At 59.7% G+C, this 25559-nt stretch carries 16 protein-coding genes and 2 tRNA genes; 13 read left to right on the forward strand and 5 right to left on the reverse strand.

Annotated elements, in window-relative coordinates; all coding sequences use genetic code 11:
* Positions 1–10: 10 nt before the first annotated feature.
* The 4 genes from ODQ19_RS09030 to ODQ19_RS09045 all read right to left on the reverse strand — a co-directional run bounded on the left by ODQ19_RS09030 (position 11) and on the right by ODQ19_RS09045 (position 3061).
* Positions 11–1564: an ABC transporter permease gene (locus ODQ19_RS09030; protein WP_116666742.1), complete on the reverse strand. Its 1554-nt coding sequence runs from the start codon at positions 1562–1564 to the stop codon at positions 11–13.
* Positions 1564–2589, reverse strand: a complete 1026-nt coding sequence (locus ODQ19_RS09035; protein WP_116666741.1) for an extracellular solute-binding protein — start codon at positions 2587–2589, stop codon at positions 1564–1566. Before ODQ19_RS09035 ends, ODQ19_RS09030 begins: the two co-directional genes overlap by 1 nt.
* 144 nt (positions 2590–2733) lie before the next feature.
* Positions 2734–2820 (reverse strand) — tRNA-Leu (locus ODQ19_RS09040).
* A 154-nt stretch (positions 2821–2974) separates the two neighbouring features.
* A tRNA-Leu gene (locus tag ODQ19_RS09045) sits at positions 2975–3061 on the reverse strand.
* Positions 3062–3285: 224 nt separating this feature from the next.
* Here ODQ19_RS09045 and rnr point away from each other — a divergent pair.
* From rnr to dnaB, 7 genes are all read left to right on the forward strand, one after another.
* Complete coding sequence (gene rnr, locus ODQ19_RS09050) at positions 3286–5913, forward strand: ribonuclease R (protein WP_330209838.1); 2628 nt, start codon at positions 3286–3288, stop codon at positions 5911–5913.
* Positions 5910–6671: a 23S rRNA (guanosine(2251)-2'-O)-methyltransferase RlmB gene (rlmB, locus tag ODQ19_RS09055; RefSeq protein ID WP_003188074.1), complete on the forward strand. Its 762-nt coding sequence runs from the start codon at positions 5910–5912 to the stop codon at positions 6669–6671. Before rnr ends, rlmB begins: the two co-directional genes overlap by 4 nt.
* A 324-nt stretch (positions 6672–6995) precedes the next feature.
* Positions 6996–7415, forward strand: a complete 420-nt coding sequence (rpsF, locus tag ODQ19_RS09060) for a 30S ribosomal protein S6 (protein WP_003188075.1) — start codon at positions 6996–6998, stop codon at positions 7413–7415.
* 29 nt (positions 7416–7444) lie between these two features.
* The gene (gene rpsR, locus ODQ19_RS09065) at positions 7445–7675 is read left to right on the forward strand and encodes a 30S ribosomal protein S18 (protein ID WP_002551829.1); all 231 of its coding nucleotides are present in this window, start codon (positions 7445–7447) and stop codon (positions 7673–7675) included.
* A gap of 36 nt (positions 7676–7711) precedes the next feature.
* A complete protein-coding gene (locus tag ODQ19_RS09070) occupies positions 7712–8605 on the forward strand; it encodes a hypothetical protein (protein WP_330209839.1) in 894 nt (297 codons plus the stop codon).
* 18 nt (positions 8606–8623) lie between these two features.
* The gene (gene rplI / locus ODQ19_RS09075; RefSeq protein WP_003171376.1) at positions 8624–9070 is read left to right on the forward strand and encodes a 50S ribosomal protein L9; all 447 of its coding nucleotides are present in this window, start codon (positions 8624–8626) and stop codon (positions 9068–9070) included.
* Between the two features lie 110 nt (positions 9071–9180).
* Positions 9181–10578 carry a replicative DNA helicase gene (gene dnaB / locus ODQ19_RS09080; RefSeq protein WP_003188079.1) on the forward strand — a complete coding sequence of 466 codons (1398 nt, stop codon included), beginning with the start codon at positions 9181–9183 and terminating at the stop codon, positions 10576–10578.
* Positions 10579–10594: 16 nt separating this feature from the next.
* Here dnaB and ODQ19_RS09085 read toward each other — a convergent pair whose 3' ends face one another.
* Positions 10595–16414: a leucine-rich repeat domain-containing protein gene (locus ODQ19_RS09085; RefSeq protein WP_330209840.1), complete on the reverse strand. Its 5820-nt coding sequence runs from the start codon at positions 16412–16414 to the stop codon at positions 10595–10597.
* A 233-nt stretch (positions 16415–16647) separates the two neighbouring features.
* Here ODQ19_RS09085 and ODQ19_RS09090 point away from each other — a divergent pair, with 233 nt between their 5' ends.
* The 6 genes from ODQ19_RS09090 (at position 16648) to ODQ19_RS09115 (ending at position 25543) form a co-directional block, all read left to right on the forward strand.
* Positions 16648–18951: a YgiQ family radical SAM protein gene (locus ODQ19_RS09090; protein ID WP_003188080.1), complete on the forward strand. Its 2304-nt coding sequence runs from the start codon at positions 16648–16650 to the stop codon at positions 18949–18951.
* A gap of 202 nt (positions 18952–19153) precedes the next feature.
* Complete coding sequence (locus ODQ19_RS09095) at positions 19154–20086, forward strand: hypothetical protein (protein WP_019818300.1); 933 nt, start codon at positions 19154–19156, stop codon at positions 20084–20086.
* Positions 20083–20532 (forward strand): hypothetical protein, encoded by a 450-nt coding sequence (locus tag ODQ19_RS09100; RefSeq protein WP_116666737.1) that lies wholly within the window; start codon positions 20083–20085, stop codon positions 20530–20532. Before ODQ19_RS09095 ends, ODQ19_RS09100 begins: the two co-directional genes overlap by 4 nt.
* Before the next feature lie 166 nt (positions 20533–20698).
* On the forward strand, positions 20699–21619 hold the full coding sequence (locus tag ODQ19_RS09105; RefSeq protein WP_330209841.1) for an NAD synthetase: 921 nt from the start codon (positions 20699–20701) through the stop codon (positions 21617–21619).
* Positions 21616–22065, forward strand: a complete 450-nt coding sequence (locus ODQ19_RS09110) for a hypothetical protein (RefSeq protein ID WP_330209842.1) — start codon at positions 21616–21618, stop codon at positions 22063–22065. Before ODQ19_RS09105 ends, ODQ19_RS09110 begins: the two co-directional genes overlap by 4 nt.
* 187 nt (positions 22066–22252) lie before the next feature.
* On the forward strand, positions 22253–25543 hold the full coding sequence (locus ODQ19_RS09115) for a transglutaminase family protein (RefSeq protein WP_330209843.1): 3291 nt from the start codon (positions 22253–22255) through the stop codon (positions 25541–25543).
* Positions 25544–25559: the final 16 nt, after the last annotated feature.

The raw sequence follows: 25559 nt of genomic DNA on the forward strand, positions 1-25559 counted from the left end.
GATAGCTGTTTCAGCGACTCAGATACATCCGAGTCGTGAGCAGATACACCGGCAACCCCGACACCAGAATTAACAACGCCGCATACGGCGCCGCCGCCGCAAATTCCACATTCGAGGTATGCGCCCAGACGGCCGTCGCCAAGGTATTTAACCCGGTAGGGCTGAGCAGCAAAGTCGCCGTCAATTCCTTCATCGCATCCAGGAACACCAGCGCAAACGCCGCGCCCAACGCCGGGAATATGATCGGCAGGGTGACTCTGCAAAATGCACTGAACGACGAGGCGCCGAGCGTACGCGCCGCCTCTTCCAATTGTGGCGCTGCTTTGTTCAGCGCTGTACGAATCGGCGCCTGTGCCAACGGCAAAAACAGCAGCGCATAAGCAATCAGCAGTAATGCCGAGGTCTGGTACAGCGCCGGCACGTAATGCAGGGCGAAATACACCAGGGTCAGCGCAATCACCAGGCCGGGCAGAGCATGCAGTAGATACGGCAAGCGTTCGGCCCAAATTGCCAACTGCCCTTTGTAGCGCACCACCAGCAGCCCAACTGGCACTGCCAGTACCAGGCACAGGGCGGCGCCGCCCAGGGAGAGCGCCAGGGATGACAGCAGCGCCTCGCTGATCTCGGCCATCGGAAACGCAGCCGACGAACCGACGGCCAACCAATAGCCGAGCATGCCCAGCGGGATACCGCTGCCGATGATCGCCAATACCAGGCAATACACCTGGCCCAATGGTGCCCACTTGCCCAGTTGAACCTGCCCGGCGTGTCGCGCCGCGCCCTGGCCGATACGCACGTGCCGGCCTTTGCCGCGTACGCGCAGCTCCAGCCACAGCAGGGTCAGGCACATCACCAGCAGCACTGCCGAGAGCATCGCCGCATTGGCATTGCTGAACTCCAGTTCGAACTGCTGGTAGATCGCGGTGGTGAAGGTCTGCAACCCGATGATCGACAGCGCGCCGAATTCCACCAGCATGTGCAGTGCGATCAATAGTGAGCCGGCCAGCAGCGATGGCCACAGCAGCGGGAGTGTGATGCGAAAGAATACGCCCCAGCGGTTAAGCCCCAGCGTGCGGGCCGATTCTTCCAGGGAGGGGTCTAGATTGCGTAGCGTTGCCGCCACCGGCAGAAACACCAGTGGGTATTTGGACAGGCTCATCACCAGGATCGCGCCGCCGAGCCCCTCGAACTGGGCGCTCAGCGACACCCAGGTAAAACTGCTGACAAACGCCGGCACCGCAAATGGCAGGCACAGGATCACGCCCCAGATGCGCCGTCCTGGCAGGTTGCTGCGTTCCAGCAGCCAGGCCAGGGACAGGCCGATCACGCCGCAGGTCAGGGTCACGCCGACCATCAATGCCAGCGTGTTGCGCAGCAGCCCGAACACATAAGGCCGCCACAGTAGATGCACCGCCTCCGTCCAGCCCGCCTGCCAGGCTTTGAGCCCGACATAGGCGAGCGGCAAAAGGCTCAGGCCAACCAGCAACAGCACGGGCAGCAGCAGCCAGATCGACGGGCGTTTGCGACGGGGGGTGAACCCCGCGACGGAAAGCGATGGGTTCATCAGTTCAGGCCAACGTCACGTTCCAGTTCCAGGGCTTCTTCGGCGTTGCCCAGGTCTGCGGGGGTGACCTTTGGTGGCTGCAACTCGCTAAATGGCTTGAGGCCGCGGTTCGATTCCATGCCCTTGCGCAGCGGGTACTCGGCCGACGTGTTGGTGATCACGCGCTGGCCTTCTTCGCTGGCCATGAATGCCAGCAGTTGCTGGGCTTCTTTGGGATGCTTGCTGGATTTGAGTGCGGCAGCGGAGGACACGGTGATCAGGCCGCCCGCATCACCATCGGTGAAGTAGTGCAGCTGGGAGTCCAGATTGGTTTTTTCCTTTTTCAGGGCAAACCAGTAGTAGTTGTTCACCAGTACGGTGGCCACTTCGCCGTTTTCCACGGCCTTGAGGGCGACCATATTGTTGCTGTACACCTTGCCGAAGGCGCGCAGGCCGGTCAGCCATTCTTCCGCGGCTTCGCGACCGTGCAGCTTGATGATCGCCACGGCTTGTTCCTGGAACGCGCCGCTGGTGGGGACGAAACCGACCTTGCCTTGCCACTCGGGGCCGGCGAAATCCAGTACCGACTTGGGCAAGTCTTTTTCCGCAATCAATTTGGGGTTGAAGGCTACGACGCGGGTGCGTGCGGTCACGCCCATCCAATCGCCGTTTTTGCCCACGTAATCCTTGGGCAGCACATCGAGGGTGCTGGCATCGATTTTTGCCAACAAGCCTTGCTCGCCGAGTTTGTTCAGGGGCGGTGATTCTTCGGTGTAGATGACGTCGGCAGGGGAGCGCTCACCTTCTTCGACGACCTGGCTGGCCAGCTGGTTGCTGCTGCCTTTGCGCACGTTGACGTGGATGCCGGTCTTGGCTTCGAAGGCCTTGGCGAGTTCATCGCCGACTTCTTTGTGCTGGCCGTTGTATAAGGTCAGGGAGACCTTGTCGGCAGATTGGGCGGCGGGCGAGAGCAGGGTCAGGCTGAGTAGGGTGAGGGTCAGGCCGCGCAGAAGGGATGTCTTGAGTCGGTTGTCACGGATCATCATCCGAAGTGTTCCTCGCTTATATGCAACAAATCATTGCAAGGATAAACGATAAATCTTCTCAAGTGCGGATGAGGGGGAAATCATCGGGGATGTTTTCAAACCCCGGAAACGAAAAAACCCGCTTTCGCGGGTTTGATCTGAATTTGGTGCCCAGGAGAAGACTCGAACTTCCACGACCTTGCGATCACCAGCACCTGAAGCTGGCGTGTCTACCAATTTCACCACCTGGGCATTAGCTAACAACGTTGCCGCTGTTGATGGGGCGAACTATACGGCGGGGCTTTTGATCTGTAAACCCCTGATTCGAAAAATATAAATCAATTTTTCCGTTAAAAATCAAAGGCCTGAAACGAAAAAACCCGCTTTCGCGGGTTTGATCTGAATTTGGTGCCCAGGAGAAGACTCGAACTTCCACGACCTTGCGATCACCAGCACCTGAAGCTGGCGTGTCTACCAATTTCACCACCTGGGCAGCATCAACAACGTTGCCGTCGTCGATGGCGCGCACTATACGGAGCGATATTTGAGCTGTAAACCCCTGCCATGAAAAAAGCCTGGAAAATTTCGCCAGTGGTCGTGCAAGGTGCGCGCCGGGGGTCGCAAAGGGCTTTTAAACGCTTGTTGATACCTGAAATTTCCCGTTTCAATACGCGTATGCCAAACTAACCCGCATATAGACAAGGTGAAAACTCTCTAATGGCCGATTGGCAGTCCCTCGATCCCGAGGCCGCTCGTGAAGCGGAAAAATATGAAAACCCTATTCCTAGCCGCGAACTGATCCTGGCGCACCTCGCCGATCGTGGTTCGCCTGCTAGCCGTGAGCAGCTGGTTGAAGAATTCGGTCTGACCACCGAAGACCAGCTCGAAGCCCTGCGCCGCCGTCTGCGTGCGATGGAGCGCGATGCTCAATTGATCTACACCCGTCGTGGCACTTACGCGCCGGTCGACAAGCTGGACCTGATCCTGGGCCGCATTGCCGGCCACCGTGACGGTTTCGGCTTCCTGATCCCGGACGACGGCAGCGACGACCTGTTCATGAGCCCGGCGCAAATGCGTCTGGTGTTCGATGGCGACCGTGCCCTGGCGCGGGTTTCTGGCCTGGACCGCCGTGGTCGTCGTGAAGGCGTGATCGTCGAAGTGGTGTCCCGTGCCCACGAATCTATCGTTGGCCGTTACTTCGAGGAAGGCGGCATCGGCTTCGTGGTTCCGGATAACCCGAAGGTGCAGCAGGAAGTGCTGATTACCCCGGGCCGCAATGGCGCCGCCAAGGTCGGTCAGTTCGTCGAGGTGAAAATCACCCACTGGCCTACTGCGCGCTTCCAGCCCCAGGGCGATATCGTTGAAGTGGTCGGCAACTACATGGCGCCGGGCATGGAAATCGACGTCGCCTTGCGCACCTACGATATTCCTCACGTCTGGCCTGAGGCCGTGCTCAAGGAAGCCGCCAAGCTCAAGCCGGAAGTCGAAGAGAAAGACAAAGAAAAACGCATCGACCTGCGTCATCTGCCGTTCGTCACCATTGACGGCGAAGATGCCCGCGACTTCGACGATGCGGTCTATTGCGAAGCCAAGCCTGGCAAACTGCGCCTGTTCTCCGGCGGTTGGAAGTTGTACGTCGCGATTGCCGACGTCTCCAGCTACGTGAAAATCGGTTCGGCCCTGGATAACGAAGCCCAGGTACGCGGCAACTCCGTGTACTTCCCAGAGCGCGTGATCCCGATGCTGCCCGAGCAGCTGTCCAACGGCCTGTGCTCCCTGAACCCCAAAGTCGACCGTTTGGCCATGGTGTGCGAGATGACCATCTCCAAAACCGGCGAAATGACCGACTACCAGTTCTACGAAGCGGTGATCCACTCCCAGGCACGCCTGACCTATAACAAGGTCAGCACCATCCTGGAAACGCCGAAGACCAGCGAAGCCAAGGCCCTGCGTACCGAATACGCTGGCGTGGTGCCGCACCTCAAGCAGCTGTACTCGCTGTACAAGGTGTTGCTGGGTGCCCGTCATACCCGCGGCGCGATCGATTTCGAAACCCAGGAAACCCGGATTGTCTTCGGCTCCGAGCGCAAGATTGCGGCGATCACCCCGACCACCCGTAACGACGCGCACAAGCTGATCGAGGAGTGCATGCTGGCGGCCAACGTGGCCACTGCCGAGTTCCTCAAGAAGCACGAAATTCCTGCGTTGTACCGCGTGCACGACGGCCCACCGCCGGAGCGCCTGGAAAAACTTCGCGCCTTCCTCGGCGAGCTCGGCCTGTCCCTGCACAAAGGCAAGGACGGCCCGACGCCGAAGGACTACCAGGCCCTGCTGGCCAGCATCAAGGACCGTCCGGATTACCACGTGATCCAGACCGTGATGCTGCGCTCGCTGAGCCAGGCGGTGTACAGCGCCGATAACCAGGGCCACTTCGGCCTGAATTACGAGGCGTACACCCACTTCACTTCGCCGATCCGCCGTTACCCGGACTTGCTCACGCACCGGGCGATCCGCAGCGTGATCCATTCCAAGCAGAACACCCCGCACGTCAAGCGCGCCGGTGCCATGACCATTCCGAAAGCACGGATCTACCCGTACGACGAAGCGGCCCTGGAACAGCTGGGCGAGCAGTGCTCCATGAGCGAGCGCCGCGCCGACGAAGCCACCCGCGACGTAGTGAACTGGCTCAAGTGCGAGTTCATGAAGGATCGTGTAGGCGAGTCGTTCCCGGGTGTGATCACCGCCGTGACCGGCTTTGGCCTGTTCGTCGAGCTGACCGACATCTACGTCGAGGGCCTGGTGCATGTCACCGCCTTGCCGGGTGACTATTACCACTTCGATCCTGTGCATCACCGCCTGGCGGGCGAGCGCACCGGTCGTAGCTTCCGCCTGGGTGATACCGTTGAAGTGCAGGTCATGCGTGTCGACCTCGACGAGCGCAAGATCGACTTCGGCATGCCTGACAAGCCGGCTGAGCCTGCGGGTCGTAAGAAACGTGGTGAAACCACAGCGCCTGCGTCCAAAGGCAAAGCGGCCACCGCAAAAACCACGGCCGAGCCTGCACCTGCCAAGGCCGGTCGTCGTTCTTCTGCCAAGGAAAAGGCCCCTGAAGCCTACCGCCCAAGCGACGCGGCGGCGAAAAACGCCGAGCTGCGCAAGAGCCGCGAGTTGAAGCAGCAGCTGCTCAACGAAGCCAAAAGCGGTGGTAAAGCGGCGTCTGGGGGAAAGTCCCACGGGGCGGAAAAGCCGTCGAGCAAGCCAAGTAAACACCGTAAAGGCCCGCCAAAAGCGGGTTCGGCTCCCGCAAAAAGCGGCGGGTCGCGCAAACCTAAGGCCAAGTCATGAGTCTGGAAAAAATCTACGGCGTGCACGCCGTAGAAGCACTGCTGCGTCACCACCCCAAGCGCGTCAAGCAGGTGTGGTTGGCCGAAGGTCGCAGCGAGCCGCGCGTACAGGCGCTGGTCGAGTTGGCCACGCAGAATAAGGTTGCCATCGGCCAGGCCGAGCGTCGTGAAATGGACGTGTGGGTCGAAGGCGTTCACCAGGGCGTGGTGGCCGACGTCAGCCCGAGCCAGGTGTGGGGCGAGGCGATGCTCGACGAGCTGCTCGACCGTACCGAAGGCGCACCGTTGCTTTTGGTGCTGGACGGCGTGACCGACCCGCATAACCTCGGGGCCTGCCTGCGTTCGGCGGATGCTGCCGGTGCGCTGGCGGTGATCGTGCCCAAGGACAAGTCCGCGACCCTGACGCCGGTTGTGCGTAAGGTCGCCTGCGGCGCGGCGGAAGTGATTCCGCTGGTGGCCGTGACCAACCTGGCGCGTACCCTGGAGAAGCTCCAGCAGCGCGGCCTGTGGGTAGTGGGCACGGCGGGGGAGGCCGAGGTCAGCATCTATGACCAGGACCTCACCGGCCCTACCATCCTGATCATGGGCGCCGAAGGTAAAGGCATGCGCCGTCTGACCCGTGAGCATTGCGATTACCTGGTGCACCTGCCAATGGCCGGTAGCGTCAGCAGCCTCAATGTGTCGGTTGCGACGGGTGTTTGCCTGTTTGAAGCCCAGCGTCAGCGCGGTGCGAAAGCCAAGGCCAAACCCAAGAAGTAATCAACATGTGGGGCTTGTCCCAATCCTAATGTAGGAGCGAGCTTGCTCGCGAAAAGCGTCAACGATAACGCGGGCTTCCTTAATGAGCGCGGTGTCTGTGAGTTTTTCGCGAGCAAGCTCGCTCCTACATTTGTGTTTGTGGTGCTTGGGGTTGTTCAAATAATCACCAATTGCCTTGCGCCGCTTCTCCCCCTTCTCTACAATTGCGCCCCTTGCCTTCTTGGCAGGCACCGATGTGCCTCCCCGGCGGTAAGATCCATAAGTGTCATTCACTCCTTGTCTGACCGTTTTTGAGCGGCAGGCTACAACCCGTAAGGAGCATTCATGCGTCATTACGAAATCATCTTTTTGGTCCACCCGGATCAAAGCGAGCAAGTCGGCGGCATGGTTGAGCGTTACACCAAGCTGATCGAAGAAGACGGCGGCAAAATCCACCGTCTGGAAGATTGGGGCCGTCGTCAACTGGCCTACGCAATCAACAATGTTCACAAGGCTCACTACGTGATGCTGAACGTTGAGTGCACTGGCAAGGCCCTGGCCGAGCTGGAAGACAACTTCCGCTACAACGATGCAGTGATCCGTAACCTGGTCATCCGTCGCGAAGAAGCCGTTACCGGCCAATCCGAGATGCTCAAGGCTGAAGAAAACCGCAGTGAGCGCCGTGAGCGTCGCGATCGTCCTGAGCACGAAGGCGCTGAAAGCGCTGAAGGCGAAGAGAACGACAGCGATAACGCTGACGAGTAATCCACGGACCTTATTAAGGAGCCTATCAAATGGCACGTTTCTTCCGTCGTCGTAAATTCTGCCGCTTCACCGCTGAAGACGTGAAAGAGATCGATTACAAAGATCTCAACACTCTGAAAGCTTACGTATCCGAGACCGGCAAAATCGTTCCAAGCCGTATCACCGGTACCAAAGCACGTTATCAGCGTCAGCTGGCCACCGCTATCAAGCGCGCCCGCTTCCTGGCCCTGCTGGCCTACACCGACAGCCACGGCCGCTGAGACCGGGCAGTCGACAAGTAGTAAGGGATTGAATGCATGCGCGCCTTAGCTGAGTTCATCATGCGCGGTCGCGTGCAAGCCACTCTGGTAGTGGCTGGATGTGCGGCATTGCCGTTGCTTTATTGGTTGGGTGCTGCCGCAGGTTGCCTTGTGCTACTGCGGCGCGGTTTGAAGGACGCCCTTGGCGTTCTTGCCCTGGGTTTGTTGCCGGCCTTGATCTGGTGGCTGCAAATGGGTGATCCACGGGTACTTCTGGTACTGCTGGGGTCATCGAGCCTTGCGTTGGTTTTGCGCGCAAGTGAGTCCTGGGTCCGCACGCTGCTGGTCAGCGTGGCATTGGGGTTGGTGTACTCAGTGATGCTTGGCGCGGCTTTCCGCCCGCAGATCGAGGCGCTGGCGCAGGAGATCGTCAAGATCCTGCCGTTGGCCCTCGGGGATCTCTACCAGCATTTGTCGGTAGATGAGCGAGCGCGGTTTGCGTCACTGATTGCGCCGGTCCTGACTGGCCTGATTGCGGCTTTGTTGCAGGTCGTCAGCGTGCTGAGCCTGATTCTTGGGCGTTATTGGCAGGCGTTGTTGTACAACCCGGGTGGTTTTGGTCGCGAGTTTCGCAGTATCAGAATCCCAGCGGGGCCGGCGATGTTGCTGCTGGCGTGCATGGTTGTCGGGCCGAACTTCGGCCCACAGATGGCCTTGCTGGCGCCGATTTGCAGCGTACCGCTGGTGTTTGCGGGGCTGGCCCTGATTCATGGGCTTGGCGCGCAAAAGCGACTGGCCAGGTTCTGGCTGGTGGGGTTGTACGTCACGCTGTTGCTGTTCATGCAGCTGATCTATCCGTTACTCGTGGTCTTGGCCATTGTTGACAGCCTGATTGATTTTCGCGGTCGTCTGGCGTCGAAAGACGCCGATAACGCGAACGGTGAAGGTTAAAAGTTAGAGGATTTCCACATGCAACTGATCCTTCTGGAAAAAGTCGCCAACCTGGGCAACCTGGGCGACAAAGTGAACGTTAAGGCCGGCTACGGTCGTAACTACCTGCTGCCATACGGCAAAGCCACCGCTGCAACCGCTGCCAACCTGGCTGCGTTTGAAGAGCGTCGTGCTGAGCTGGAAAAAGCCGCAGCAGACAAAAAAGCGTCGGCCGAAACTCGCGCTGCCCAACTGGCTGAGCTGGAAGTGACTATCACTGCCACCGCCGGTGACGAAGGCAAGCTGTTCGGTTCGATCGGCACCCACGACATCGCTGATGCACTGACCGCCTCCGGCGTTGAAGTGCAGAAGAGCGAAGTTCGTCTGCCGAACGGCACCATCCGCAACGTAGGCGAATTCGACGTAGCCGTGCACCTGCACGCCGAAGTTGAAGCCACCGTACGCGTTGTCGTGGTAGCAGCTTAAGTCGCACCTAACTGACTGGCACCTCGCGTGCCAGCCGGTTAACATCGGGCACGATCCTGTTTACAGGTCGTGCCTTTTGTTTTTCTACACACCCCAAATTTCAAGTGGCCATGAACGAAATCTCCGCTCCTGAGCAATACGATCTGCAAACCGCTGCCCTGAAGGTGCCGCCGCATTCCATCGAGGCCGAACAGGCCGTGCTCGGTGGCTTGATGCTGGACAACAACGCCTGGGAACGCGTGCTGGATCAAGTCTCGGACGGTGACTTCTATCGCCATGACCACCGCCTGATCTTCCGCGCCATCGCCAAGCTGGCCGACCAGAACTCACCGATCGACGTGGTAACCCTGGCCGAGCAGTTGGACAAGGAAGGCCAGACCTCCCAAGTGGGTGGCCTGGGCTACCTCGGTGAGCTGGCAAAAAACACACCGTCCGTCGCCAACATCAAGGCCTATGCGCAGATCGTCCGCGAGCGGGCCACCCTGCGCCAGTTGATCGGTATCAGCACCGAAATCGCCGACAGCGCCTTCAACCCCGAAGGCCGCACTGCCGCCGAGATCCTTGACGAAGCCGAGCGCCAGATCTTCCAGATTGCTGAAGCACGGCCCAAGACCGGCGGCCCGGTCAGCGTCAACGACCTGCTGACCAAAGCCATCGACCGCATCGACACCCTGTTCAACACCGATGCCGCGATTACCGGTATTTCCACCGGTTACACCGACCTCGACGAAAAGACCAGCGGCCTGCAGCCGTCCGACCTGATCATCGTCGCCGGCCGTCCGTCCATGGGTAAGACCACCTTCGCGATGAACCTAGTGGAAAACGCCGTACTGCGCAGCGACAAGGCGGTATTGGTGTACTCCCTCGAAATGCCAGGCGAATCGCTGATCATGCGTATGCTTTCGTCCCTGGGTCGTATCGACCAGACCAAAGTGCGTTCCGGCCAGTTGGAAGACGACGACTGGCCGCGCCTGACCTCGGCGGTCAACCTGCTCAACGACCGCAAGCTGTTCATCGACGACACGGCCGGTATCAGCCCGTCCGAGATGCGTGCGCGTACCCGCCGCCTGGTACGTGAGCACGGCGATATCGCCCTGATCATGATCGACTACCTGCAGTTGATGCAGATCCCGGGCTCCAGCGGCGATAACCGTACCAACGAGATTTCTGAGATCTCCCGTTCCTTGAAGGCGCTGGCCAAGGAATTCAATTGCCCGGTGGTGGCGCTGTCCCAGCTCAACCGCTCCCTGGAACAACGCCCCAACAAGCGTCCGGTGAACTCCGACTTGCGGGAATCCGGAGCGATCGAGCAGGATGCCGACGTAATCATGTTCGTGTACCGCGACGAGGTGTATCACCCCGAGACCGAGCACAAAGGTATTGCCGAGATCATCATCGGCAAGCAGCGGAACGGCCCCATCGGCTTTATCCGCTTGGCCTTTATCGGCAAATACACCCGTTTTGAAAACCTGGCGCCGGGCAGCTACAACTTTGACGACGACGAGTAAGTACTGGCGCTTTGCCTCAGATTTCGCGGGTTGATTCAGGGTCCTTGGCGACCGCCGCCGTCGTGATCAAGTTGGGCCCTTCGTTGAGCAACATGCCGGCGGCCAGCAAGCGTTGCTCATACATGTTTACCTCCATGCGACTGACGCTGGACAACGGGTTGTGAGAGACTTGGGTGCCGCTGTTGACTTGGACGGAGTGCGCCAGCCAATTGGCCGTTGGCGCAACCACGAAGTCCGGGATTGTGGTTATCCGGTTGTGACTCAGGTTGAGCCTTCCCAGCCCGGGTTGGGTAAACAGGCCGACCGGCCATGTATCAATACCGGTATTCGACAGGTTGACCTCGCGCATGTCCGTCACCTGGCTGAAGTCGGGGATTGCCCCCAACCCTGGATTGTCATTCAGCCAAAGGGCCCTGAGCGTTATTCGCCCTGCAAGTACGTGCGCCGTTTCGGTGGTCAGTGTCAGTTGGTTTTTTTGCAGGAACAGGCGCGTCAGGTTGTTCATTTCACTCATGCCCTCCGGCAAATCCCTGAGCAGGTTATTTGACATATCCAGCCAGCGTAAGTGATGAAATTGGCGCAGGAAGTTGTTCGGGATAGCCTCCAGGCTCATGTTGCTCAGCCTGAGGGAACCGACGTGTTTGAAGTCGGCACTGATGGCTGGCAGGTTTGGCAGTTTCAGCCCACTCAGATCCAATTCCAGGCCAATCGATGCGCCATTGGCGGCAAATCGTTCAGGGGCGTTGAGCTGCCAGCAACTGACGATGCGCTCCCTCGCCTGCTCCAGGTCAGTACGTTGACGGTTGCCGCCCTGAGTAGAGGATGAGGATCCCTGCGCATCGCCGCCTTCTGCGTGTACCCAATAATCGAGCTGTGCTTTTAATAGCTCGAGTTGCTTGCTGAAAGTGCCCGTTGGAACACCTTGCCCCAGGCGCCAGATCCGCTCTCTGCACTCCTTGATAGGCTTGGTTGGGTGCTGTTTTCGATAACGCTGGGCCGGGGAGTTTTTTACATCGAATGCCGCGGGGTCGGCAGGGTCGGCCAGCTCCGGATGAGTGTCGTGGAGGCGTTGCCAATATTCGTCGAATTTTTTCCAATATTGGGCGGGGAACGGGTTGCCCTCCAGCCGCGTGCCGGCATTGATCCGCGCCACTGTTTGCAGGTCATCGGCTGCGGGATTGAGGTGGGCTTGCGGTACCTCACGCAACTTATTGTCTCGCAAGTCCAGGTGAGCCAGGGAGGGTAGGTTCATTAACCCTGCCGGCCACTGACTTATCCCGGTGTTAGATAAATTCACAGCGTTCAAGCGGGTCATGGTGCTGAAGTCAGGCGTTATTTGCAGTGAGTTTTCGGAAAGATCGAGGGCGGCCAGTTGATTCAGACTGCTCAGTATCGCTGCGCTCTCCACGTCCAGCTTCATATGGTTCGAGCGCAGGCTCAGGTTATCCAGGTTTTTCATCCGGCCAATACTGGCGGGTAACGTCTCTATGTTGGAGTAGGCAATACTCAACGAGACAAGGTTGGGGAAGTTAGCCAGGAAGGTGCTGGCACCTGTTGCCAAGGTTACTGAGTCGATACTGAGTATTTTGACGTGGCTGAAATCGGCGGTCAGCGCTGGAAGGGGCGCATTCAAGGAGGGCAGCCTTAATGTGTCCGCTGACTTGAGCCAGCACTCCCTGATTGATTTGGAGGCGTATGCCGAGTCCGGTTTTGGCGTGCCCGCAGAGCGAGGGGCGTTGGGATCATGCTCTGCGATATAGCGTACCAGTTGCCTGTCCAATTGATCGAAGGCCTGGATACGGGCCATTTCTGTTTCAGTGTTGTCACCCAGTCCACTCAAATACTCCCTGGCGGCCTGGGCGTTTTTCTCGGGGTACATCCGCTGTACTATCGCGATCTCGTGCGCATCCGCCTCAAGCCTGAATGCATCGATTCGAGAGAGGGGGCTCAGTTCGGGATGATCGGTCGCCAACCGTCGCCGATACTTTTCAAGGATCCTCCAATACCCGGCTGGGAATGGATTGCCTTCAAGGAGCGTGACGCCATTGACGCGCGCCACTGTGTCGAGTTGGTCGGGTATCGGGTTCAGGTTTGCTTCAGGCACTTCATGCAACTGGTTATTGCGTAAATCGACAACTTTCAGAGCACTTAGGTTGTTTAAACCGTTCGGCCACTGATTTATCTGTGTACTGCTCAGGTCCAGGGTTTGCAGCTTGACCATGGCACTGAAGTCGGGGGGGATTCCCAGTGGGTTGCCCGACAGGTTCAGGTGTTCAAGCTTGCTCAGGTTGGCGAGTTTTGCGGCGTGTTGTGCATCAAGCTGGATGTGATTGGACCTCAAATTCAGCGTGGTCAGGTCGTGCAACTCACCGACCATGGCGGGGAGTTTGTCGAGCTTGGAGTCGGTAATGCTCAGTTGTTCAAGGCCGGTGAAATTACCCAGGAAGGTATCGGCCGCTTCCGACCAGTTAACCGATTCCACAACAAGTTCGCGTACGTGGCTGAAATCCGCTTTTAACGCGGGTAGCGCTGCCAGGTGCGGTGGAATTTTGAGTAGGGTGCCTGCCTCGCGGCGCCAACAGCGTTTGATCTCTTTGGCGATACGTTCTCGCGGGCCTGTCGATTCGGCGGTGTTCGCTTTGGTCCATGCCTTCAGATCTCTTTTGAGGTTTTTATACTCGGTTTCCCTCTGGGCCAGCCCGTCGTTGATATTGCCTCCCAGCGTTTGGATGAACAGGTTGACCTGCCCTTCCGTAAAGGCCGGAAACAGTCTGCGCACGCGGCTCTGCGGGGTGCGCAGCCGGTTGGTGACGGCGGTGACGCTGTCGGCCAATTGTCGGTGAAAGTTCCAGTCATGGCCTGATCCACGCATACCGCCTTGCGCCCCAACGATGGCGCTGACCCACACCTTCGCGGTATTGCGCGTGATGGCGTGGGTTTCGCCGGCACGGCTACTGTTGTAGACGTTGCCTTCATCCATGGCGACGGCATCGCCAGGCTTGACGATTCGCCAGACTGTGTGAGTGGCAGAGGAGGCGTCACGATCCAACATGACTTGATAGGTGCCGTCATCGATACTCACGTATTTTCGCTGGCTCATCTCATGGATGCCGTTCACGTCGGCATTGTTCGGCAGTTGCTTATAGGGTATCCGAAATGCGCTGAGGCTTTGGCTCGACAGCGGCAGCTCGCGTGAGGGGATCAGGAATTCATGCAAGTACTCCCGATGCACGTGAGCCTGTTTGAGCACATCCTGAGCCAGGCCGGCGTTGTCGTGGAGCCCCCTGCCCAAGTCGTCACGTTGAGTGTCCGTGAGCGTTCGCAAGGTGGCGCTGAGCAGGCTGTTCTCCCCGACGATAGCCTTTTGCAGAGTGCCACTGTCCTGCTGGTAGCCGGCATAGCGATTGCCCGACTTTACCAGCATGACAAAACTGTCTGCGTCGTCATTACCGTACGTGTTCAGCAGCGCCCCACGGCCCACGATATCGCCTGCCTGATCCGTCACGCCTTGATAGACCTGCACAGCGACGTCGCTGGGCCAGCCAGGCAGCAGCGTCAACAGGTTGCCGAACAGCGCCTCGCTTTGGGCATTGAACCCGCGATCGCTGGGGGTTGACAGCGCGCTCAGTGCCTCGGTAATGAGGCTTTGTTCACGGCCTTTATGGATGGCTTCTCGAACGGGCGCGGCTAACGCAGAGTATTCGCTGGCTTCGCGCAGTGATGGATGCTGTTGGAGCAGTTCGGCGGCTCTGGCACGTGACAGATCCGGGAAGCGTCGGCGCAGCAGGCTGATGGTCGGATCGTCAGTCTGTTTGAGCGTCGTCTGCAACTGGCGGGCTCCTTCATACAGCCCTTGGTGCTCGATGGCCTGAATCAGTGACACGGGAGCGGACTGGTGCGCAAACCAGATATCCTGCAAGCCTTGACGATCAACACCCGCTACGTGCAGCGCGCGTTGACAGGCCGCAGTTGTCAGCGACAGCTGGCTGGGCGAAACCATCTGCTGCAGCAGTTGCGCATCACTCAGGGCGCGGGTGTCGACGGGGTCGAGTACCCAGTGGTTACGGGCTGGCAGAAAGGTGATATAGGGCAGCACGCTTGAAGCGTCACCGGTGAGTCGATAGCGCCCGGAACCTTTGTCCAGCTTGACCTCGACGATCCTGCTTTTACCATCTACTTCCAGCTTCGCGTAGCTGTAGGTGTTTTTCTCAAAAACACCCTGGCTATTTTGCGCAACTCCGTCCAGGAAGCTCGGGTCGATAGCGCGCTCGGCATCGACGAACCAGAGGCCCGGCTTGCCGTCGGCCGCGACCCCATACCGGGGATTGCCCAACGCACTCATCAGTTTGCGCGTGCGCCGTACCGACAATTTACTGGCTACGGCCTGCAAGCGCAGGCCCACCAGCAGATCCAGAATGTCTCCGACTGCTTGCACCAGCTCGGCCTGCTGCCCCCGCCGCAACGCCGAAATAGCTGAGCCGGTCTGATAGGCGAGGGTGCCCATCATCGCGATCAGCATGACCTTGCTCATGCCGGTTACCCCACCAGGCACGGCGATCAGCAGCATCGACAAGGTTTCGCTGACCAGATAGGTGAGCAAGGCAACCGCGGCCTCGCGATCGGCAAGCTGATTGGTGCGCGCCAGTCGAATAAGGTCTGCTTGAATAGGCCATGATTGGCGTACAGGCAAGGTGTGGGCCAGAGCGCGGGTATCCGGGCCAATTTTTTCAACGGTTAGTTTTTCCCGATTAGGTGTCTTGCTGGCGAACAGGTCGTACAGAATGCGCGCATGCCAGTAGAGTTCGTCGCGGTTGACCTTGAGCGGCTTGATGAAGGTCCTGATCTTTTCCTGGTTGTTCAAGGAGATGGCTTTCATGAACCAGCCGAAATGCTTGAGGCCCACATCGTTGCGAATCTGTTTTTGCAAGTCGTCCACCGCCTCTTTCCGGGAGGTGTGGCGACGGAGCGCACCGTCCGGACGGTCCGGGAAATAGCTGTAGACGCAGGCGCCATCCGGTGTGTCAAAGTGCCGCGTGAAAAACGGCATGGCAATTTTGTCGCCGCCGGCGTCCAACTGGTACATGTCCCAATGAATGTTTGCGTCGAACAGCGCGTTCTTGAGGTTGTTGAACTCCCACTCATTGATGCTCCACGGCTCGCGGGTGCGATAGGCATCGCGCAAGGCGATCACCAGCTTGGTGCCCTGCAGGCCGAACAGTGCGTTGTACAGACGCTTCTTGAACTCGTTCTCAATGTAATCGCCGATCCGCTTGCCGAAATCGACACTGCGCACGACCGCGACGAACTCTTTCACGCTCAGGGCGCTATCACTGATAAAGCTGGCGCGCTGCTCTTCGGTGGAAAAATACGCGGTGAAGCCGAAGTTACGGTGCGCAGCCTCCAGCAAGGTCATCGAGCGCTCGTACTCGCGCACGCTGAGGTCCTCTTTGAAGATGCGCACCTGATCACTCAAGCGATCATTGGCCGGCAAGTCGTCCTGGGCAATCGGCAATTGGCGCACGCGGGTTTTAAGGTATGTGGTGCGCGGGTCGATCTGCTTGCCTGTCTTGCTTTTCAGTGCGCTTTGCAGGGCATCGGCCAGTTGCTGGTTCAAGTCGTTGTAAAAGTCATTCAGGGTGGTGCTCAAGTGCTGTTCGCGCTCGATCAGTTCATTGCACAGGCGCAGGTATTCCTGTTGCTCGTCAGGTGGAAGTTTGCCCATGAACGTGGTCACGTTTGCTTGCATGGCCTTGAGGATCTGCTGCTCGGACCAGCGTTCGCTGGTCAGCAACAGGGATGGTTCAGCCTCGGCGGCTGGAATGGAAGGTGTTGTCATGGTCCGTGCTCGTCGTGTGAGCGCCTGGCGCTGCGGCTGGTCTGGCGCTGGTCAAAGATTGAGCAACGGTAGGGCGGGCAGCGCCAGTAGGAGGGGTATATATTTCTGAGGCCGAAAGTGCGGGCAGAGCGGTGACGTGGTCACGCATATTTCCGACCACAGTCGTCGGAATTGGTTAATTTTTGTGCTATATTCCGCGCCCGCGATTTTTCATCTCCACACCGGTCACCGTCATGCAAACAGCCAAGCCGTTATTTGACTATCCCAAGTACTGGGCCGAATGTTTCGGTCCTGCGCCATTCCTGCCGATGAGCAGGGAGGAGATGGATCAGCTTGGCTGGGATTCGTGCGACATCATCATCGTCACCGGTGATGCGTATGTGGATCACCCATCGTTCGGCATGGCGATCATCGGCCGGCTGCTGGAGTCCCAGGGCTTTCGCGTCGGGATCATCGCCCAGCCGAACTGGCAGTCCAAAGACGACTTCATGAAACTCGGCGAGCCGAACCTGTTCTTCGGCGTCGCGGCCGGCAACATGGATTCGATGATCAACCGCTACACCGCCGACAAGAAAATCCGCTCCGACGACGCCTACACCCCTGGCGGCATGGCCGGCAAACGCCCCGACCGTGCGAGCCTGGTGTACAGCCAGCGTTGCAAGGAAGCCTACAAGAACGTGCCGATCGTGCTTGGCGGTATCGAAGCCTCCCTGCGCCGCATCGCCCACTACGACTACTGGCAGGACCGCGTGCGCAACTCGATCCTGATCGACGCCACCGCCGATATCCTGTTGTACGGCAACGCCGAGCGGGCCATCGTCGAAGTTGCCCAGCGCCTGTCGTGGGGCCACAAGATCGAAGACATCACCGATGTGCGCGGTACCGCGTTCATCCGCCGTGATACGCCAGCCGGTTGGTACGAAGTGGATTCCACGCGCATCGACCGTCCGGGCAAGATCGACAAGATCATCAATCCGTACGTAAACACCCAGGACACCCAGGCCTGCGCCATCGAGCAAGAGAAAGGCCCAGTGGATGACCCGGAAGAAGCCAAGGTTGTGCAGATCCTGGCCAGCCCGCGCATGACCCGTGACAAAACCGTGATCCGCCTGCCATCGGTGGAAAAAGTCCGCGGCGACGCGGTGCTCTATGCCCACGCCAACCGCGTGTTGCACCTGGAAACCAACCCAGGCAACGCCCGTGCCCTGGTGCAGAAGCACGGTGAAGTGGACGTGTGGTTCAACCCGCCGCCCATTCCCATGACTACCGAAGAAATGGACTACGTGTTCGGCATGCCGTACGCCCGCGTACCGCACCCGGCGTATGGCAAGGAGAAGATCCCGGCCTACGACATGATCCGTTTCTCGGTGAACATCATGCGTGGCTGCTTCGGCGGCTGCACCTTCTGCTCGATCACCGAGCACGAAGGCCGCATCATCCAGAACCGTTCCGAAGAGTCGATCATTCGCGAGATCGAAGAGATCCGCGACAAAGTGCCGGGCTTCACCGGCGTGATCTCCGACCTCGGCGGCCCGACGGCGAATATGTACCGCATCGCCTGCAAGAGCCCGGAAATCGAATCCGCGTGCCGCAAGCCGTCGTGCGTGTTCCCTGGCATCTGCCCGAACCTGAACACCGACCACTCGTCGTTGATCCAGCTGTACCGCAGCGCCCGTGCGTTGCCGGGTGTGAAGAAGATCCTGATCGCTTCCGGCCTGCGCTACGACCTGGCCGTCGAATCGCCGGAGTACGTCAAAGAGCTGGTCACCCACCACGTCGGTGGCTACCTCAAGATCGCCCCGGAACATACCGAGGAAGGTCCGCTCAACCAGATGATGAAGCCGGGCATTGGCAGCTATGACAAGTTCAAGCGCATGTTCGAGAAGTACACCAAGGAAGCGGGCAAGGAGCAGTACCTGATCCCGTACTTCATCGCCGCCCACCCCGGCACCACCGATGAAGACATGATGAACCTGGCCCTGTGGCTCAAGGGCAACGGCTTCCGCGCCGATCAGGTGCAGGCGTTCTACCCGTCGCCGATGGCCACCGCCACCGCGATGTACCACTCGGGCAAGAACCCGCTGCGCAAGGTCACCTACAAGAGCGACGCGGTGACCATCGTCAAGAGCGAAGAGCAGCGCCGCCTGCACAAGGCGTTCCTGCGTTACCACGACCCGAAGGGCTGGCCGATGCTGCGTGAAGCATTGACCCGCATGGGCCGTGCCGACCTGATCGGGTCGGGCAAGGACCAACTGATCCCGCTGCACCAGCCGTCCACCGACAGCTACCAGAGCGCCCGGCGCAAGAACTCGACGCCGGCGGGCAGCCATAAGGTCGCCAAGGAAACCACCACCAAGATCCTCACCCAGCACACCGGCCTGCCACCCCGTGGCAGCGACGGCAGCAACCCGTGGGACAAGCGCGAGCAAGCCAAGGCTGCGGCCCAGGCGCGCAATAAACAGGCGGCCAAAGAGCGCAGCGATGCGGCTAAGGGCAAGGGCGGCAAGCCTACGCGCAAGCCGGTTGTGCCGCGTTGATCGACGCCTGAAATACAAAACGCCAGCCTCGTGCTGGCGTTTTGCTTTCTGGTCGGTGGTGAGTCTGTTTGGTAAGGTGGCGCCCATTAGATTGCTATCGTAGGCAAGCCAGCTCCCACACTTGGAATGCATTCCCCTGTGGGAGCTGGCTTGCCTGCGATGAGGCCGGTCTGGGCACTTTCAATTTCAAGGAAGAACATTTATGGGCAACCCCTTGCTCAACATCGGCATGGACTCCAACCGCTCCCAATTCATGGCGCGCCAGCGCATTGAAAGCCAGATCAACCTGCCGCGGCTGTTCGCCGTCATCGACGCCGACCCCAGCATCGTCGGCGCTGGCGTGGTGTACATCGACGCCGACTTCAATGTGATCACCCTGCGCGAATTCAAGCCCATCTGCAGCATCAAACCCAAGCGCGTCATTTTGCGCGAGGCGCAGAAATACATCTCGCCGGCGCAGTTTGTCGAGCAGGTGAAGACCGACCCCCGTGAAGGGCGACTCCAGAAGGAGGCCTTTGATATGGGGCTTTCCTGTGGAGCGGCGGTGATCGGCTGGATCGTGGTGTTCAGTGGCAGCGTCGCCGTACCCTTCACCGCCGGTGCCAGTGCTTTTGTGGTGGGTATTGGCGTCACGGCGGCGCTGGCCAGCAGTGCTCAGTGCGGGTTTGGCGTGGCCCGTACCTATAACGAGATCCTTGACCCGCAGGCCAACGACCGCATGGACGACGCCCAGTGGTACGGCGCGGTGTCACCGATTCTCGATGCCGCATCGTTGGTCGGTATCGGAACGGGAGCCTTCACCACATTAAGGCTGCTCAAGGCCAAAAAGGCCGCGGCCTTGGGCAAGAGTTGGTATGAGCTGCTCAAGGGCTTGAATCGCCAGGAGCGCAAGAAGTTGACCCAGGAACTGCTCAGCCTCAAAGACCCAAGCCTGACCCCCAAGTTGCTCAAGTTGCAGCAGCGCGCCGGCACGTTGCCCAAGCGCTACAGCTCCACGGAAATTCGTCACGCCACGCTCACCCAGCTCAAGGACGCCTTGGGCGGCATGTTGGGTATCTGGGGCAGCTATCGGACCGGTCATGTCGGCTCGGCCTCGACGCTTGCCATTGGTCTGTATGAGGAACTGACGGAATGAAGGGGTTTCCCGATAGGCGCAGTTTCCTCGCACGTTATTTTCCGGTGTTCATGGGCACCATCTTCATGGCGATCTTTTCCGGTTCGGTGGCTGTCTCCACGGCGGGCGTGACCTATTTGCGCGGTGTTGAGCCGGCGCTCAAGGCCAACTACTCCGCAGCTGCAATCCTGGTGCTGGTAGCGGTGCTGGTGTTTGGCAATGTGATGATTGCACGCGGGTTCCCCTGGGCGACTCGGCTGGTGGCGGGCTACCTGGTGTGCTGCCTGCTGTTCGTGTTGCCGATGATTCAATACGGCCTCAATACCCTGGTGTACGGCTCGGCGGTGCTGTTTCCGCTGCTGGGTTTGTTGCTGCTCAACAGCAAGCGCCATCGTGAAATGCGGCAGCGGTTACTCGAAATACGTCACCTGCGTCGGGCGGTGATTGCGCAACGCAAAGCCCGTTGATTCTGTAGATTTATTGGCGGTAGGCGGCCTGTTTGTTAGGGTGGCGCCCATTAGATTGCTATCGCAGGCAAGCCAGCTCCCACAGGGGAATGCATTTCAAGTGTGGGAGCTGGCTTGCCTGCGATGAGGCCGGTCGCGGCACTCTCAATTTCAAGGAAGAACACTTATGGGCTACTCCTTGTTCAATATCGGCATGGATTCCAACCGCTCTCAATTTATGGCGCGCCAGCGCATCGAGAGCCTGATCAACCTGCCACGGCTGTTCGCCGCCATCGATGCCGACCCCGCCATTGTCGGTGCAGGTGTTGTGTATATCGATGCCGATTTCAACGTTGTCACCCTGCGCGAATTTCAGCCCATCTGCAGCATCGCACCCAAGCGTCTGATCCTGCGTGAGGCGCAGAAGTACATCGCGCCAACGCAATTCGCTCAGCAGGTGCAAGACAATCCGCGTGAGTCCCGCTTGGTGGGCGAAGCGGTCAATACCACGCTATCGTGTGCCGGCGCGGTCATCGGTTGGATTGTGGTGCTCAGTGGTTCCGTCGCAGTTCCGTTTTCGGCGGGGGCCAGTTCGGTGGTCGTGGCGCTCGGCTATACGGCCGCGGCAGCCAGTTCTGTGCAGTGCTTTGCCAGCGGCTATCGCACCGTCAATGAGATCCGCAACCCTGCGCGAAATGATCAGCTCGACAGTGAGGAATGGTACCAATACACCATGATTGCCCTGGACGCGGCGTCGTTGGTTGGGGTGGGCTCATCGGCATTGGCAACGGTCAAGCTGGTGCGGTTGAATAAGGCCTCTACCGGGAAAAGTGTGAGAGAGGTGCTCAGGGGCCTGAATCGACAGGAGCGCGCCAAGTTGACCAAAGAGCTGCTGAGCATCAACGACCCACGCTTGACGTCCAAGATGATCAAGTTAAAGCAGTTGTCGGGCGAGTTGCCTAAGCGGTTCACCCCCACCGAGGTCAAGCATGCAACGGTCACGCAGATCAAGGACGCGTTGGGCGCAGCCATCGGTTTTACCGGTAGTGCGGTGTCAGGGAACGTGCGCACAATTGCCATAGGGCTGTATGAGGAGGCCGAACAATGAACGAGCTGCCTAACATTCGCAGTTTTCTGTCGACGTACTTCCCCGTCTTTATGGGGGCGATATTTGTCTGCATTTTCACCCTCGTGTTTGCGGTTCCGGTGTTCTTCGATAGCTATATGCCAAGCCTGTCCATGGCAGATAATGCCAAATACTCCTTCCTGGCGGGTATCGCACTCACGCTAGTCATTGTGCACTGCAATTTCATGATCGCCCGGGGGCGTCCCCAATGGATGTGGCCGCTAGTGTTGCTGCTGGGTGTATGCTTTCTGGGTGTATTGCCAACACTCAATGATCAACCGAACGGGGTGGTATATGCCTTGAGCCTGGCGTTTCCATTAATTGGGCTATTGCTGTTCAACAGCAAACGCCACCGTGAAATGCGCCAGAAACTGGTCGAAGTCCGCTGCCTGCGCCAGGCCATGATTGCCCAACACAAACACCATTGATTGGGTAGATTCACCACCTGCCCTCAGCTCAGCGCTACAAATGTGTGCAGCGCCTGCACCATAGCCGCAACGTTGGCGCTGTTTTGGTGCTGTACTGCACCGGGTCTGACGTTTTAGTGCAATGACTGCTGCTGTGGCATAAGTCTTGCGCGCGTTGTGCTTATGCCCTGGCTCGCAGGAGGCCGCCGTGTCGATTCATGTCGCGTTGCACCACGTTACGCATTACCGCTACGACCGTGCTGTTGAACTCGGTCCACAGATCGTTCGGCTACGCCCGGCGGCCCATAGCCGTACGCGGATTTTGTCCTACGCGCTGAAAGTGCTGCCCGAGCAGCATTTCATCAACTGGCAGCAAGACCCTCAGGGTAATTACCTGGCGCGCCTGGTGTTCCCGGAAAAGACTGACGAGTTGCGCGTCGAAGTCGACTTGGTCGCCGAGATGGCGGTGTTCAATCCGTTCGATTTTTTCCTGGAGCCCTACGCCGAAAATATCCCGTTCAGCTACGCCGCCGATGAGCAGCGCGAGCTGGCGCCGTACCTGGAAACCTTGCCGCTGACACCAAGGTTAGCTGCGTACCTGGCCGGTATCGACCGCACGCCGCTGCCTGCTGTGGATTTCCTGGTAGGCCTCAACCAGCGCCTGGCCGCCGATATCGGTTACCTGATTCGCATGGAACCGGGCGTGCAAACCCCGGAATTTACCCTGGAAAACGCGTCCGGCTCCTGCCGCGACTCGGCCTGGTTGTTGGTGCAATTGCTGCGCAACCTCGGGTTGGCGGCGCGATTTGTCTCTGGTTATCTGATTCAACTGACCGCTGACGTCAAAGCCCTCGACGGCCCGTCCGGTACCGAGGTGGACTTCACCGACCTGCACGCCTGGTGCGAAGTGTATTTGCCCGGCGCTGGCTGGATTGGCCTGGATGCCACGTCCGGGTTGTTCGCCGGTGAAGGGCATATCCCCTTGGCCTGTAGTCCCGACCCATCCTCCGCCGCGCCCATCAGTGGGTTGGTGGAGCCGTGCGAATGCGAGTTCACCCATGAGATGTCGGTGGAGCGCATCTGGGAAGCGCCACGGGTGACCAAGCCCTACACCGAAGAGCAGTGGCTGGCGATCCAGGCCCTGGGCCGGCAGATCGATGGCGACCTGCTCAAGCACGACGTACGCCTGACCATGGGCGGCGAGCCGACCTTCGTCTCTATCGACGATCCCGACGGCGCCGAGTGGAACACCGCAGCCCTGGGGCCGGACAAGCGTCGCCTGTCGGCCGAGCTGTTCCAGCGCCTGCGCCAGCACTATGCGCCCAAGGGCCTGGTGCATTTCGGCCAAGGCAAGTGGTACCCCGGCGAGCAACTGCCGCGCTGGTCGCTCAATTGCTACTGGCGCCGCGACGGTGTGCCGATCTGGCACAACAGCGCGCTGATCGCCGATGAGCAAGAAGACTACGGCGCCGATGGGGTGATGGCCGGGCGTTTCCTGGCCAGCGTCGCCGAGCGCCTGAAACTGCCGGCGCGCTTTGTGTTCCCGGCGTTCGAAGACAATTTCTACTACCTGTGGCGCGAAGGGGCTCTGCCCCAGAACGTCACTGCCCAAGACCCGCGCCTGAGCGACGACCTGGAGCGTGAGCGCCTGCGCAAAGTCTTCAGCCAGGGCCTGGATAAAGTCATCGGCCAAGTGCTGCCGCTGGCACGGACTGCGGCCAATGACCGCTGGCAGAGTGGGCGTTGGTATCTGCGCGACAACCATTGCCGCCTGGTGCCGGGGGATTCGCCGCTGGGTTACCGGCTGCCGTTGGCTTCCCAGCCCTGGGTGACGGCGGCAGAGTATCCGTTCGTGCACCCGACCGACCCGAACCAGGACCAGCCCGAGCTTCCCACGGCGGCGCAACTGCGCAGCCCTGGCGAGCCGGCCCGGGGTGACGAGCGTGTGCCGCAGGTGGACGAGTCCGCCGACTGGTTGACCCGTACCGCGCTGTGCGCCGAAGCACGGGAAGGGCGCCTGTACCTGTTTATGCCGCCGCTGGAGCGCGTCGAGGATTACCTGGAGCTGGTGACTGCCATTGAGGCCACCGCCGAAGAGCTGCATTGCCCGGTACTGCTGGAGGGCTATGAGCCGCCAGCGGATACGCGCCTGAGCAATTTCCGGGTCACGCCAGACCCTGGTGTCATCGAGGTCAACGTACAGCCGTCCGCCACCTGGGACGAGTTGGTGGAGCGCACCGAATTCCTCTACGAAGAGGCCCGGCAAACCCGCCTGACCACCGAGAAGTTCATGATCGATGGGCGCCATACCGGCACCGGTGGCGGTAACCACTTCGTGCTGGGCGGCGCGACGCCCAAGGACTCGCCCTTCCTGCGCCGGCCGGACCTGCTGCGCAGCCTGATCAGCTACTGGCACAACCACCCGTCGTTGTCCTATTTGTTTTCCGGCCTGTTTATCGGCCCCACCTCCCAGGCGCCCAGGGTGGATGAGGCGCGCAACGACGCGCTGTATGAACTGGAAATCGCCTTCGCGCAGATGCCGGTACCGGGCGAGGAGTGCGCGCCGTGGTTAGTGGATCGCCTGTTGCGCAACCTGCTGATCGACGTGACGGGTAATACCCATCGCGCCGAATTCTGTATCGACAAACTTTACTCACCCGACGGCGCCACTGGCCGCCTGGGGCTGCTGGAACTGCGCGCCTTTGAAATGCCGCCCCATGCGCGCATGAGCCTGACCCAGCAGTTGTTGCTGCGGGCGCTGGTCGCGCGGTTCTGGCGCGAGCCCTATGCGCCGCCGAAGCTGGCGCGCTGGGGCACTGAACTGCATGACCGTTTCCTGTTGCCGCACTTTATCGAGCAGGACTTTGCCGACGTGATCGTCGAGCTGAACGCGGCTGGCTACCCGCTGCGTGCCGAATGGTTCGCGGCGCATCTGGAATTTCGTTTTCCCAAGGTGGGCGACTACGCCGTCAGCGGTATCGAACTGGAACTGCGCCAGGCCTTGGAACCCTGGCACGTGCTGGGCGAGGAGGGCGCAGTAGGTGGCACGGTGCGCTATGTGGATTCGTCCCTGGAGCGCCTGCAAGTGAAGTTGAACGGGTTGCCACCGCAACGCTACCTGCTGACCTGCAATGGCGTGCCGGTGCCGCTGCAAGCGACCGGCCGCGTCGGCGAGTTCGTGGCGGGCGTGCGTTACCGCGCCTGGCAACCGGCCAACTGCCTGCAACCGACCATCCCCGTGCATGCGCCGCTGGTATTTGACCTGCTCGACACCTGGATGCAGCGCTCGTTGGGCGGCTGCCAATACCATGTGGCGCACCCGGGCGGGCGCAATTACGACAGCCTGCCGGTGAATGCCAATGAGGCGGAGAGCCGGCGCATGGCGCGGTTTTTCCGCTTGGGGCATAGCCCGGGCAAGCTGCCAGTGCCGACTGTAACGGTAAACGATGAGTTGCCAATGACCCTGGATTTGCGGCGTTTCACAAAAAATAAGGAATGAACATGATCCAGGTGTG

Origin of the sequence: Pseudomonas sp. AM4(2022) (assembly GCF_036346515.1) — a bacterium.
GTDB lineage: Bacteria > Pseudomonadota > Gammaproteobacteria > Pseudomonadales > Pseudomonadaceae > Aquipseudomonas > Aquipseudomonas paracarnis.

Excerpts from the sequence above, each read along its gene's own strand:
- ODQ19_RS09030 (WP_116666742.1), bottom strand. The coding sequence starts at position 1,564 with ATGAACCCATCGCTTTCCGTCGCGGGGTTCACCCCCCGTCGCAAACGC.
- ODQ19_RS09035 (WP_116666741.1), bottom strand. The coding sequence starts at position 2,589 with ATGATGATCCGTGACAACCGACTCAAGACATCCCTTCTGCGCGGCCTG.
- rnr (WP_330209838.1), top strand. The coding sequence starts at position 3,286 with ATGGCCGATTGGCAGTCCCTCGATCCCGAGGCCGCTCGTGAAGCGGAA.
- rlmB (WP_003188074.1), top strand. The coding sequence starts at position 5,910 with ATGAGTCTGGAAAAAATCTACGGCGTGCACGCCGTAGAAGCACTGCTG.
- rpsF (WP_003188075.1), top strand. The coding sequence starts at position 6,996 with ATGCGTCATTACGAAATCATCTTTTTGGTCCACCCGGATCAAAGCGAG.
- rpsR (WP_002551829.1), top strand. The coding sequence starts at position 7,445 with ATGGCACGTTTCTTCCGTCGTCGTAAATTCTGCCGCTTCACCGCTGAA.
- ODQ19_RS09070 (WP_330209839.1), top strand. The coding sequence starts at position 7,712 with ATGCGCGCCTTAGCTGAGTTCATCATGCGCGGTCGCGTGCAAGCCACT.
- rplI (WP_003171376.1), top strand. The coding sequence starts at position 8,624 with ATGCAACTGATCCTTCTGGAAAAAGTCGCCAACCTGGGCAACCTGGGC.
- dnaB (WP_003188079.1), top strand. The coding sequence starts at position 9,181 with ATGAACGAAATCTCCGCTCCTGAGCAATACGATCTGCAAACCGCTGCC.
- ODQ19_RS09085 (WP_330209840.1), bottom strand. The coding sequence starts at position 16,414 with ATGACAACACCTTCCATTCCAGCCGCCGAGGCTGAACCATCCCTGTTG.
- ODQ19_RS09090 (WP_003188080.1), top strand. The coding sequence starts at position 16,648 with ATGCAAACAGCCAAGCCGTTATTTGACTATCCCAAGTACTGGGCCGAA.
- ODQ19_RS09095 (WP_019818300.1), top strand. The coding sequence starts at position 19,154 with ATGGGCAACCCCTTGCTCAACATCGGCATGGACTCCAACCGCTCCCAA.
- ODQ19_RS09100 (WP_116666737.1), top strand. The coding sequence starts at position 20,083 with ATGAAGGGGTTTCCCGATAGGCGCAGTTTCCTCGCACGTTATTTTCCG.
- ODQ19_RS09105 (WP_330209841.1), top strand. The coding sequence starts at position 20,699 with ATGGGCTACTCCTTGTTCAATATCGGCATGGATTCCAACCGCTCTCAA.
- ODQ19_RS09110 (WP_330209842.1), top strand. The coding sequence starts at position 21,616 with ATGAACGAGCTGCCTAACATTCGCAGTTTTCTGTCGACGTACTTCCCC.